The sequence below is a fragment of the Pantoea phytostimulans genome (genome assembly GCF_046118715.1).
Lineage (GTDB): Bacteria > Pseudomonadota > Gammaproteobacteria > Enterobacterales > Enterobacteriaceae > Pantoea > Pantoea phytostimulans.
Window position 1 is genome coordinate 252,556 of record NZ_CP173698.1, and the last position, 12,813, is coordinate 265,368.

General features: G+C 50.6%; 9 protein-coding genes. 4 read left to right on the forward strand and 5 right to left on the reverse strand.

Going from position 1 to position 12,813, the window contains the following annotated elements:
* Nucleotides 1–50: 50 nt before the first annotated feature.
* On the reverse strand, nt 51–3,818 hold the full coding sequence (locus tag ACF2G4_RS01190; protein ID WP_409075371.1) for an NAD(P)-binding protein: 3,768 nt from the start codon (nt 3,816–3,818) through the stop codon (nt 51–53).
* 590 nt (nt 3,819–4,408) lie between these two features.
* Between ACF2G4_RS01190 and ACF2G4_RS01195 the strand changes: the two genes are divergently transcribed.
* Nucleotides 4,409–5,101 carry a DUF421 domain-containing protein gene (locus ACF2G4_RS01195; RefSeq protein ID WP_409075372.1) on the forward strand — a complete coding sequence of 231 codons (693 nt, stop codon included), beginning with the start codon at nt 4,409–4,411 and terminating at the stop codon, nt 5,099–5,101.
* A gap of 23 nt (nt 5,102–5,124) precedes the next feature.
* Here ACF2G4_RS01195 and ACF2G4_RS01200 read toward each other — a convergent pair whose 3' ends face one another.
* The 3 genes from ACF2G4_RS01200 to ACF2G4_RS01210 all read right to left on the reverse strand — a co-directional run bounded on the left by ACF2G4_RS01200 (nt 5,125) and on the right by ACF2G4_RS01210 (nt 7,931).
* Nucleotides 5,125–5,817 (reverse strand): GNAT family N-acetyltransferase, encoded by a 693-nt coding sequence (locus tag ACF2G4_RS01200; protein WP_409075373.1) that lies wholly within the window; start codon nt 5,815–5,817, stop codon nt 5,125–5,127.
* A gap of 142 nt (nt 5,818–5,959) precedes the next feature.
* Complete coding sequence (locus ACF2G4_RS01205) at nt 5,960–7,153, reverse strand: zinc-dependent alcohol dehydrogenase (protein WP_409075374.1); 1,194 nt, start codon at nt 7,151–7,153, stop codon at nt 5,960–5,962.
* A 181-nt stretch (nt 7,154–7,334) separates the two neighbouring features.
* Nucleotides 7,335–7,931, reverse strand: coding sequence for a hypothetical protein (locus ACF2G4_RS01210; RefSeq protein WP_409075375.1), 597 nt, complete (start codon nt 7,929–7,931; stop codon nt 7,335–7,337).
* Between the two features lie 573 nt (nt 7,932–8,504).
* On the opposite strand from ACF2G4_RS01210, the gene ACF2G4_RS01215 reads away from it, so the two are divergent.
* Nucleotides 8,505–9,794, forward strand: a complete 1,290-nt coding sequence (locus ACF2G4_RS01215; RefSeq protein WP_409075927.1) for an HAAAP family serine/threonine permease — start codon at nt 8,505–8,507, stop codon at nt 9,792–9,794.
* Between the two features lie 53 nt (nt 9,795–9,847).
* Here ACF2G4_RS01215 and ACF2G4_RS01220 read toward each other — a convergent pair whose 3' ends face one another.
* Nucleotides 9,848–10,384 (reverse strand): DUF523 domain-containing protein, encoded by a 537-nt coding sequence (locus tag ACF2G4_RS01220; protein ID WP_409075928.1) that lies wholly within the window; start codon nt 10,382–10,384, stop codon nt 9,848–9,850.
* Between the two features lie 849 nt (nt 10,385–11,233).
* On the opposite strand from ACF2G4_RS01220, the gene ACF2G4_RS01225 reads away from it, so the two are divergent.
* Nucleotides 11,234–11,707, forward strand: a complete 474-nt coding sequence (locus ACF2G4_RS01225) for an RcnB family protein (protein ID WP_409075376.1) — start codon at nt 11,234–11,236, stop codon at nt 11,705–11,707.
* Between the two features lie 102 nt (nt 11,708–11,809).
* Nucleotides 11,810–12,649 carry a Cof-type HAD-IIB family hydrolase gene (locus tag ACF2G4_RS01230; RefSeq protein WP_409075929.1) on the forward strand — a complete coding sequence of 280 codons (840 nt, stop codon included), beginning with the start codon at nt 11,810–11,812 and terminating at the stop codon, nt 12,647–12,649.
* The last annotated feature ends 164 nt before the right edge of the window (nt 12,650–12,813 follow it).

The following is a 12,813-nucleotide window of genomic DNA, read 5'->3' on the forward strand; positions in this document are numbered from 1 at the left end:
TCTATAAAAAAGCCAGCTCAGATGAGCTGGCTCGATTTATATTCCGTTATTTATACGCGGGTACTTTGCGATGGCAGCTGCATTTTCACGTTTTCAGCTGCACGTTTTCCGGCAAGAAAAGCGTGGTCAGAATTGTAATATTCCCACTCGCTGTAGCGTCCCGACAGATGAATATCCTGAGTAAGCAGCCATTGGCGAATCAGGGCCACATTCGCCTGGCGAGCATGATCGTAAACCACATACGCATAAGGCATATCTACCTGAGTGGCAGAGATAATCGCATCTTCAGGACGAATCATGCCCACTTTGATGCAGTCTTCACGGCAGCGTTCAATCAGTGCGTCACCTTGCAGCATGAGTGGCTTCTCTTTGCTGTAGGTCATTTCACATGTCAGGCCAAATCCGCCGGGTGAATTGCAGTGCGGGCTGGCATTGCCTTGAACAAAAATACGATGGAACAGCGTGTCACCCGGATAGTAAATCCAGTGCTTTTCAGTCAGGTTGGCGCGATCAATGCCTAAATTCACACAGCGTACCGAGACGTATCGTAGTTTTTTGGCAGCAAGCTGCACATTTTCAGGGACTTCATCACCCATTATTTTGATCAATTCCGGCAATGGCATGGTGCTGATCAACTGTTCATATCGGTAATGACGCCCATCCGCCAGCATGGCGATATGCGCCTGCGGCAAGATTTTCACCAGCGCCGCATCGGTTTCCAGCGTACATTTCAGATGCGGTAAAAAGCCTGACATCAACGCCTGAAAACCGCCGTGTAGCGGATAGCCAAAACGCGCATTCGGCCCAACCGGTTTCGCCAGCGGTTGGATTGCACCATCAATGATTTGTGCTAAATCCGGTAATGGCACGCGACCGCCAAGCCAGGAGGTTTCCATCTCGGAAAGCGGCACCTTCCAGAGCTTTTTGTTGTAAGGAAGGGCAAAATGGCGGGCGATGCCTTTTCCCCAAGTGCGCATAATAAACTGCTCGAAATTCTCAGCGCTTTCTTCGCCTTCAACTGCACAGGAATCGCCATCGGGTATCGCGCCGTCAGCACAACAATCACGGCGCTGACGCGCCACATCCAGCGGCACAGTGCGCGCTTCCGTCTCACCGTAACGGGCATCAATGGCACCCAAAATACACTCTTTCACCACGTCGGCAGGCAAACCATACAGTGCTGACTGGAAAGGGTAACGCGTATAAACCCCGTCGTTGTAAACCCAGGCTTCGCGTTCTTGCCAATGTAAGTTATCGCCTAGCAGCATTTCATAAAGTTGCAGGACATAAGGATCTTGCGAAAACATAATGTGCCCGGCGTAATCGAAGGTAAAACCGTTGTCTTCAATTGAACGGCACCACCCACCGGGTGACGCATTTTTTTCCAGCACAACTGCGCCTTCACCGTAATGATAACCCGCGCTCAGGCCGGTCGGCCCGGCACCAATAATCAGGCAGGGCACCGCTTCAGACTCTTCAGTGGGTGGCGTTAACCAGCGCACTGCCGAATCGTTTTCTGTAGGTTCACCGCTGCGCTGCGCGGCATCGTTCTCCTGTATCAGCGCCTGCTGCATCAGTGCGTGGATCTGCTCTGCGGTACGATCCCAAGAGGTGGCGGCTACCTTTGCCTGCATTTTTTTTGCCAGCGTCAATCGCTCATCAGACGGGAGCTGCAACGCCGCTTCACAAGCCTGGATAAATTCCGCAGGGTTATGCGCCACCGCAACCAAATCGGCATAATGACGTGCCACGTCGACAATGGCGGTGCTGACAATCGGCAGTTGCGCCGCCATGTATTCCAGCACTTTGGTCGGTGAGATATAGCGAGTCGATGCATTGATGGCAAAGGGCATCAGGCAAACATCCCAACCCGCAAGGAACTGCGGCAGCGCCTGATAAGGCTGCTGACCAAGCCAGTGAATATTGGGCCGCTGTGGCAAATTGGCCGGATCAATTTTAACCACCGGGCCAACCATCACGATTTGCCATTCAGGATGGCTATCCGCCAGCGCGGCAATCAGCGGCAAATCGATACGCTCATCCAGCACGCCGTAATAGCCAAGGCGCAATGGCGGAACGTCATCATGCAAAGGATGATGATTGCTGCGATCCAGCGCTTGCTCAAAATGGATTGCATCAACGCTGCTGGGAAAACAGTGTACCTGCGGATGTTTGTCTTTTTTCGCTTCATACAAACTGGTGCCGCCGGTAAAAACTAAATCAGCGCGCGTTAACAATGCTGATTCGCGCTGCTGCAATTGGCGCGGAGCTTGATGAAAGGCGGAAAGTTCATCCATGCAGTCATAAATCACCAGCGCGGGCTTGAAGGGCGTCAACAACGGCAGTGCCATCGGCGTGTAAAACCACACCAGCGGGCGCTCATTCTCCTCTAACAAACTTGCCAGTAGCAGTTGCAACGGCGCGATTTGGCTATCGTGAAAACCGGGTGCCTCAATATCCGTATGCGGCTGGATTACGGTAATGTTTGCGGCGGGGGCGCTCTGTTTCAATCCTGCCGGGCCTGCCTGATACAGCGGTTCTTCAACAAATAACACGCGGTAATAGCGTGCCAGACGCGTCAGCAAATGCTGTGGCCGTTGGAAGACAAATCTCCACCGTAAATGACTGAATACAATTAGAACCGGTTGTTTCATAGTGTTCTCCTGATCGTGCTGGATAGAGAAGGTAAGAGCTTGTAAGGCATGCTGTGCCTGGCGAAGGGCGCTGGCGTAAGGTTGCTGCAGTTGGCGCGCAAAGGGATCGGGGCCGAGTCGGTCAAGATCCCAAAGTCCACTTCGGGTCCAGAAGCCAGGATCTTCCCACAGCGGTCGGTCGATGATGGGATAAAGGCAGATGCCGAGCAGTTCAACGCCTGATAACTGCGCCTGCGCGACTTGCGCGCTGACTTGTAAAATCCACGCACCGCGTCCGCTGCCGACGTGGCTGGTTTCCGCTAATAGCAAAGGGCGTCGATAGCGTTGATAAACATGCGAGAGCATTTCATTCAGCGGTTTGCGCTGTGCGTCACCCAAGTGCCAATAAAGTCGGCGGTTGCTGGTGTTTTCCCATTGATTGTCGTGGTAGTAATTGACGCCCACGAGATCCAAATAACGTGGATCACCCCCCAGTTCGGGATTGCGCTTGCCGCTCAACATGTCCCATGCCTGATATTGCGTCTCACACATGCTCTCCGCCTGTTGCTGGCTGGCCTCGCTTTCATCTTCAGGCACAATGTGAATCAGCGGATCGCAGTGCAAAATGCGTGCGCGCGGGTCGGCCTGCCAGATCGCGTCACACGCTGCCAGCGTGGCGCGCACCAACTGTTGCTTGGCGGCATCGGCCCGATCCTCTTGAGGAATATCGGGCAACGCGAACAGACCAACCGAAATACCCCAACTCAGAAAAGAGATTTCATTGATGGGGGAATAAACCGGCGCGTCGTCATACCAGGGCGCAAGAAAACCCGCCAGCGCTCCGCAAAAAGCGGCGAAGCGCGGAATAAAGTCAGCATCAAACAGGCTGACATTGGCTGGCCAACCGTAATGACAAATTGTCCAGCTCAGTTGAATGCCGTGCTGTTTTGCCATCGCCATACGCTGCGCCACGGATGAAAAGTCATAGCTGTCATCGCGTTCACACAGTCGCCAACCGACACTTTCGCGTGCCGTGTTGATTGCAAAGGGCTTGAGTGCGGCGTAATCCTCTGCGCAGCGCGCCTGATGAGCATTGATATGGTTCATTGCCAATGCTTCACCGTGCGGATTAACGTGATCGGCACCTTCATAGCCGGCCTGCCAAAAACTGGAAAATGGCGTCATTGCATCTCCTGTACAAAAAAAGAGCAAAAGCCTCTCGCTGACATGTCGTCGGAGGACGAGTCAGGTAAGAAGAGAAATACGATGCAGACTGGCTGGCCTAACCCTTCTGATTTGTCAGACGATCCATGCGAAAAACGATGAGTGCTTGTGCGGGCAAGAAAATGCATCCCGGACAAACAGAAGATAGCGGGAGAAGCGCTAACGCTATCGAGGTTTTGATTTGTATAGGTTTCTCATACATTTCAAATGAAAAGGGAAACCTTACTGGAAAGTATAGGTAAGCACGATTTTTAAGCAAACTATTGAAGTAAAAAGAAAAAGCAAAGCGGTAAAGTGATTCCTGTCTTTAACAGGAAATCTCTTTGTAAACATTAGACTTTAAGGGAAAGGAGGCAAGATCTGTTTTTAACGGAAGAGGATCCTTTTCGGTTTAATACGATATCAGGATTAATAACACGCGCTCCGCTTTAAATGCCGCTTCCACTCTCTTTTGCAACTTTAAACCGGCTTGACTATCGTATGGCCTAAATAATCAGGCAGGGAAAGGTGTCGCTCAGTGAGCTCACCTCTCATCACTGAGGATGTTTTATATGCTTTCATTCGACTGGCATCGATTTTTGCTCAACGACCAACCGGCTACGTTTTTGTTTGAAGTGGTGGTGCGCGTATTACTGGCTTATGTCGTGGTGTTTACCTTTCTTAAGGTATCGGGAAGAAGGGGCGTGCGTCAGCTGTCACTGTTTGAGCTGGTGGTGATTTTGACGCTGGGATCGGCGTCCGGTGATGTCACTTTTTATGATGATGTGCCGGTATTGCCGGTGGTTTTAGTGTTTATCGTGATGCTGGCTTTATACCGCTTCACCACGTTTCTCACTGCGCGTAGCGTGCGCTTCTCTAAGTGGATACAGGGCGATGTTGTCACGCTGATCAAAGAGGGCCTGTATGTCCTTGAAAGTCTCGACAAGCTCAATATTTCTGAAGATGAGTTTTTTATGGAACTGCGTCAGGATGGGGTAGAACATCTCGGTCAGGTACGACTGGCGCTGATTGAGGTCGATGGGCAACTCAGCATTTATTTTTATGATGATGATGAAATGCGTGCAGGACTCAGCGTGTTGCCACCGGAACATCGGCAGGATTTCGCGCAGATCCCTTTCACGGCTTTGTACGCGTGCACCCATTGCGGGCAGACGGAAGAGATAGAAAAGGGGCAGAGCAGAACCTGTTCGCGCTGCAAAGAGACGTTATGGTCGGTTGCGCTAAAAACTCGCCGTCTGCATTAGTGAATAACGGCGAGGTTAGCGTGTCAGAAAAAGGTGACTAACTTTTTCTTTTGCTGGCCTTCGCCATCAAAATTATTCTCTGCCAGCCAGCCGGATAGCGCCTGATTGATACGCGGCCATTCACTGTCAATCATTGATAACCAGTCGGTATCCCGATTGCGCTGTTTGCGCGTCATCGTCTGGCGAAAGCGTCCCTCAAAAGTAAACCCTAACCTTTCAGCAGCACGACGCGAAGCCAGATTGGTCGAGTCACAGCGCCAGGCTACGCGGCGGTAGCCCAGAGAAAAGACCGTCTTCAGCAGCAAATACAGGGCTTCTGTCCCGATAACATTGCGCTGCATCAGGGGCGACCAGGTGACATGACCTATCTCAATCGCACCGTTATCCACCTCAATATTGGCAAAGCACACCACGCCTACTGGGCGCTGCGTTGTTTTATCTACTACCGTAAAGGGCACTAATTCCAGATTATCGACTTTATCGATTACCCAAAACCTCAACTCTTCAACGGAGTTGGGTTTGTTAGTACTCAACCAGGACCAGTCACGATCATCTTCCGCCAACGAAAAAGCCTGATACAGCGCTTCACTGTGCTCAGGGTCAAGCGGCGCCAAAAGGCAGTAATTCCCTACAATCGCCTGACGAAGAGGTTTTGCTACGGGTTGCCAGTCAGGCAGGGCCCATCCGATTTGCTGTCCATATTGATTGATGTTCACGCTGCCTGTTCCTGCAAAGTGTTGAAGAGAATAAACATAGGTTTTTGCAGCAGCAATGTACAGGCAGGTCGAAGCCTGGGCGTGAGGCAGGTCGAGAACAAAAAAGGTAGGCGGGGCGACAAAATAAGCCGCCCCTTGGTAATTACAGCGTGGCTTGCGTGGCTGCCATGCCCGGCACCAGAATCACTTTGCGGCAATCCTCTTTGCGCTTCTCAAAAATCTCATAACCGCGTGCAGCGTCCTCCAGCGGCATATGATGGGTAACGATCTCTTCCGGGGTCAAATGCCCTTGCTCGATTAAATTCAACAGATCTGGCAGGTAAGCATGGACATGCGTCTGGCCCATTTTAAAGGTAAGCCCTTTATCGAACGCATCACCAAACAGAAAGCCGTGAATGAATCCAGCGTAGACCCCCGGTACGCTGACAATGCCACCTCGACGTACTGCGGCAATGCACTGACGCAACGCTTTGCCGCTGCTGCCTTCCAGTTTTAAATTGGTGAGTACGGTTTCAGTCAAGCTGCCTTTAGCCTCAAAGCCAACGGCATCAATAACCGCATCGACCCCCCGATTGCCGGCACTGTTTTCAATGATAAAGGCAGCAGGATCGTCGTTTTTGTCGAAGTTAATCGGGATTACACCGTAACGTTCCCGCGCAAATGTCAGTCGATAATCATTATGATCGACCATAAAAATCTGCTCGGCACCTTCCAGTCGGGCGCAAGCCGCACTCAATAAGCCGACTGGGCCTGCACCAAAAATCGCTACGCTTGAGCCTTTTTTGATTTCGGCATTTTTCACGGCTTGCCAGGCAGTAGGCAAGATATCGGAAAGGAACAGCACCTTTTCATCCGATAAAGTCTCCGGCACTTTAAACGGCCCGGCGTTGGCTTTAGGGACGCGGACATATTCGGCCTGGCCTCCCGGCACGCCACCATACAGTTTGCTGTAACCAAACAGCGCAGCGGGTGGCGTAATTTTTTTACGATTGAGTATCGCGCCTCTGCCGCTGTTGGTGTTTTCGCACGCAGCATATTGATGCAGATGGCAGAAAAAGCAGTCGCCACAGGCGATGACAAAAGGGATGACAACGCGATCGCCTTTAGCGACGGCCGTGACGCCGCTACCGGTTTCCACAACTTCCCCCATAAACTCATGGCCAAAAATATCGCCGTGATCGGTTCCGGGAATTTTGCCGCGGTATAGGTGCAGGTCTGAACCGCAGATTGCTGTGGCAGTCACGCGCAGAATAATGTCATCAGCGGCTTCAAGCCCTGGATCGGGCACGTTATCAACGCTGACTTTATGTGGGCCATGGTAGGTTAATGCTTTCATCTGTTCGACTCCTTTGATCAGTGAATTGCCGTCTATTCAAGAGGAACACCGTTGCGGCAATATCAGAATGACTCAGGGTGGGGAATGCAGAATACATTTCCGCCAGGTTATTCAACCTGCATTGAAGTGTAGCCAGCTCGATTTAAGTAAGCCGAGCGGCCCAATGGCATAAGCGTAGGATTTAAGCGGATTGGCTGTTTTTGTCGTCATTTACTGGCGTAGTGATCGCCGGAATCTGAGGGTTTGCGTGATGCCAGCCAAGCGTATCGGCAATGGCTCGTCGGTAAGGCGTATCGATTTGCGCCGGGACCTGCTCAATGTAACTTCGCGCGTGGGCGCGTTTATCGCCAGACAGCTGTTGAAGGTAGTTGAGTACCTCCTCAACGCTGGGAATGCGCCCTTCAGTAAAATCCACGCGCGCGGGCAGGCCAGTCCAGATCAGGGCTTCAATGCCCTTGCTGCGTGCCCATTTCTCTGTTCCCCCCACGGCTTTATCACCGATTAACATTATGCCTAAGCCATCCACACGGTCGTCTGGAATGTCTTCGCGCTTGCGCAGTGATTTGCAGGCTAATGCAAGTGACGATGTCGACATCCAGGCCCAGAAGACGGGAATCGGGTCGGCATTCTGGCAGATCGCAGTGGCTAATTCACCGCCATCGCCGATGCGACAAAATTCAATCTGCATCAAGGGGCCGTCTGCTTGCCAGTTTCCTGCAAGTGGCAGTACGTCAGGCTTCCAAATCAGCGATCCCCAACCCAGGCAAGCAATTTTCATGTTTTAACTCCTGTTAAGCCGTTAAAAACAGAGTAAATCAATTCAACGGGACTGTTTAAAGTCTGGCAAAGATTACGTCACGACGGCAGGAAAATTTATAAGAAGTTAAACGTTCAGTGCACCTCTAACCAAGCGCGATAAGGTGTGCGCCAGCAGGTCGACAATCATCGCAACAATGGGAGTGCCAGTATCTTGGCCGGTTTAAATCACAACATGAACAGTTGCCAGCCACTCGCTAAGAAAGTGCACGCCGTGCAAAATTTGCCCGTTTCTACCGCGTTTAACGCTTAAGTTGCCGCTGAACTTGATGTTAAACCGTCAAGTAGTGTAAAAAGATGCCGCGCAATCGATTACGTTTTAAAGGGTGGAGACGCGTTTTACGGGGCTTCGTCCCTGTCGACCACCTGAACGCAAAGGCAGCGGATTTTCTTGAAGTTGCGCCCGTTGTCATTGATCTCACCGGCACATCGCGCTTGTGCTCATCCTTGTGAAGCAGGGCAGAGCAGCAAGTGGACGTTAATTTTGCAGTCGCAAAACGCAGCGGCGTTGATTGCACGTTTATTGGATCACCAGATGAAAAACACGCAAACCGGCACGCTGGGTGCCCTTGAGACGTCAACGGAAAAAGGTTGGCAGAAAACCGACACCATGTGGATGTTGGGATTATACGGCACCGCGATTGGCGCCGGCGTGTTGTTCTTGCCAATTAACGCAGGCGTTGGTGGCTTGCTTCCGTTAATCATTATGGCGATTCTCGCCTTTCCCCTGACTTTTTTTGCACACCGCGCGCTAACACGCTTCGTCCTTTCAGGCAAAAATCCTTCGGGCGACATCACTGAAGTGGTGGAAGAGCATTTCGGTACGGGCGCGGGAAATGTCATTACGCTGCTCTATTTCTTTGCAATCTATCCCATTTTATTGATGTACAGCGTGGCCATTACCAATACGGTTGAGAGCCTGATCGTTAACCAGTTGGGGTGGGTTGCACCGCCGCGTGTGCTGCTGTCGCTGATGCTGATTATGGGCATGATGACCATTGTGCGCTTCGGTGAGCAGATGATCGTTAAGGCAATGAGCGTATTGGTCTATCCCTTCGTGGCCGTTTTAATGTTAATGGCGTGCTATCTGATTCCTCACTGGCACGGTGCGGCATTGCAAACGATGGAGGTGAATCAGAGCAGCGGAAACGGTTTATGGATGACGCTGTGGCTGGCAATTCCGGTGATGGTGTTTTCTTTTAATCATTCGCCCATCATCTCTTCTTTTGCCGTGGCGAAGCGTGAAGAGTATGGCGAGGAGGCGGAGAAAAAATGTTCACGCATCCTGGCGTATTCGCATCTGTTGATGGTTGTGACGGTAATGTTTTTTGTTTTCAGCTGTGTACTGAGCCTGTCGCCAGACGATTTACATGCAGCAAAAGCGCAGAACATCACCATTCTTTCTTACCTTGCCAACCACTTCCACGTACCGGTTATTGCCTGGCTCGGCCCCATTATCGCGATAGTTGCCATTACTAAATCGTTCCTGGGGCACTATTTGGGCGCGCGTGAAGGCTTTAATGGGCTGGTGAACAAAGCGCTGCGCAGCCAGGGGAAATCGGTCGCGCCGAACACGCTGAATCGCCTGACTTCACTGTTTATGCTGCTTACCACCTGGCTGGTGGCGACACTTGATCCCAATATCCTCAGCATGATTGAAACGCTTGGCGGGCCGATCATTGCGGTGATTCTGTTTCTGATGCCGATGTATGCCATCCAGAAAGTCCCGGCAATGCGCAAATACAGCGGTAAGATCAGCAATGTGTTTGTAGTACTGATTGGTCTGATCGCAATTTCAGCGATTTTCTTCTCACTGGTACGTTAAACGTTTAGCGCCGTTATGCGGCGCTTAATCCGGCGCATTTTTTTAACTTCTTTTTACTTTAATCGGATTGCAATACGCTGGTCTGCGAGTTGTTCAAGATGAGACACCAATTCACCTGCCTGATGCTCGGCAAAAACAGTAATGCCGTGCTGACGAAGAAGTGTTGCCGCCACGCCAGCGCCGGGATGCTGCTGACCGCTGAAAGATCCATCGTAAATTCTCTGGCTGCCGCAGGTTGGGCTGCCATCGCTGAGTAGGGCAAAGCGGCAACCCGCATCCTGAGCCGTTTTTAGCGCCAGCCATGCCCCAAGTAAATAGGGTTGTGTGACATCGCTGCCATCGCTTTCTACAATCATCGCCCGCCCGGCCAATACATCCTCACCTGAGCCGCCAATAATTTCAGCCGGTAAACGTGGCGTTGCTAAACCGGCTGCCAGTTCGGGGCAGTGAACGACTAAACGATTTTCTCGCTGCCAGCGATCGAGGGTATCCAGCACCAGCGCTTTATTGCTGCCGTTGTAACGCACACGGAAGCCCATCAAACAGGCGCTGATTAAAATTTTTTCTTTAACGTTTCCTGAAGTCTTAATCAAAACCGTTCTCGCTAGCGTTGATTTATCTGCTGGTTACAGCGTTCAGTTATTAGCATGTGAGTGAGGGAACGAATAATGAGTAATGCTTAACTGAGATGCCTTAACAGCAGTAAAGAACGGCTATACCGGGGAACCGGTATGTTTTATGAGATATAAGCTGTGAGACATGCGTTTTTTTATTTATTCCTGTTTTTATATTTATCAGGGCAGTCTTGATTTAATTTTTATCGCTATCTGGTCAGAGCACAGACCTATTTCTGTTAAGTTACGAAAGTAATTTTTGTCCTTATTATGGATTTTATCTTTTTTGGAAATGTTTATTTACGCTGAGTTAATAAGTGAAAATTATTTTGTATAACATGACAATTTTTCACCCATTCGCTGTGCTGGAGATGCTATTCTTGCGCTGCGGCACTAGTGATGTGGTGTTGTGTGCTTCAGTTTTCCCTTAATAAAATGTAAGGGTTTTACCCCGTTTGGTTGGTGTGGATATTTAATCCCCGATCGTTTTCGATCGGGTTTTTATTCACCTTTACTCCCCCCGCATTATGCCGTTATTTCCATTTTTCAAAGGTTACATTCCAGGTGTTGGTTTTTTTAACGCTATTTCATCAGAAAGTTCTTATTTATTCTGAGTTATTTAAATGCCTGAAAGTCTGCTTTGCTAAATAAAATTTCAGCGCCATCTGTATCAAAAGTTATGACAATCGTTAAGGAATCGATAAGGCAGCGTAATAGTGTGTAAGTGACCGATCTTTAAGACTTTTGGAGATGCTGAACACCCTCCATATGGATAATAGTCATCTCAACGGCGATACATCAGCCGTTGCCATTGGAGGTAGTACCATGAAAAAAACAACATTAACGTTTATCGCATCACTTTTAGCATGCAGCACACTGTTTTCAAGCGCGTCTTGGGCTGATGGCCCGGGCGATCACCATGGGCAACCGTGGCAGCAACAGCAGGGCGGTGGCGACCGTCATGACGATCGCGGACGCGGGGCGGGTCATGATGATCATCACAACCAGGGCGGTCCTCGCGGCGATCATGACAATCGTGGCGGCTCTCGCGCTGACTATCATGGCCATCGCGGTAATGATCGCGATCACTTCGCCTGGAACGGCCACGACTTCCGTCGCGGCCACTCAGTACCACACGAATATCGCGGCGACCATTATCGCGTGAATGACTGGCATGAACGCGGTTTACGTGAACCGCCACGCGGTGAACACTGGGCCTATATTGACGGTAACTATGTGCTGATCGCTGCTGCTACTGGTGTGATTACCTCGCTGATCCTGAGCAACGCTTTTCATTAATTTCCCTCACGGATGGCTACGGCCATCCGTGCTTCTTTCCGCTTCCTTCTCACCAGGCTATTCTGACACTTCATTCTGAGGTTCCCTTTTTAAGGAGTCATGATGACGATGGTTAAAATGGTTGCGGTTGATATGGACGGCACCTTTCTTGATGATAAAAAACAGTACAACTCGCCTCGCTTTCTCGCCCTTTATCACCAACTCAAAGCCCGCAACATAAAATTTGTCGTCGCCAGCGGCAATCAGTATTACCAGCTCAAATCTTTCTTTCCTGACATCGCCAGTGAAATTGCATTTGTGGCTGAAAATGGCGCATGGATCATCGATTGTGATGAGGAACTTTTTTGCGGCGCCTTTTCTCGCAGCGACATTAACGCGGTGATCGATACGCTGCAAAACGGCCATTATCCGGGTTTGCGCTATCTGCTCTGCGGCCGCAACAGCGCTTATTATTTCGATGATACCGATGAAAAATGGCTAGCGAAAATGCGTCATTACTGCCATCGGCTGAAAAAGATCGGCAGCCTCGATGAAGTACAAGATGACAAGCTGTTCAAATTCGCACTTAACCTCTCTGATGATTACGTCGAACCTTTGATGGCTGATATTACGCGCTTACATCAAGGCGCGGCGGCAGCGACCTCCAGCGGGCATGGCTCTGTTGATTTAATCGTTCCGGGCAACCATAAAGCGCACGGTCTCGATTTGCTGGCGAAACGCTGGGGCATTTCGCATGACGAAGTGCTGGCTTTTGGCGATGGCGGCAACGACCTGGAAATGCTTAAGCAATCTGCATTCAGTTTTGCGATGGAAAATGCGCCGCAGCGGGTGAAAGAGAGCGCACGCTACCTGGCTCCGCACAACAACGAGCAGGGCGTATTGCAGGTGATTGAGCACATGCTAGCGGGCGAGGCACCTTTTACACCTACACCTTCGCCTTGACTGGATTTATCCTTTGCTTTACCGATATTCAAAAATGACATTATCGACTTTTAAATTATCATATCGGGGTTAAACACCGCGGTAGAAGCGATAGGCTCAAGCTGGATGGGCGCGGCGCTTCGTTAGTGTGTGCAGTGGCGCAGCGCGATGGCGGCGAAGGAAAT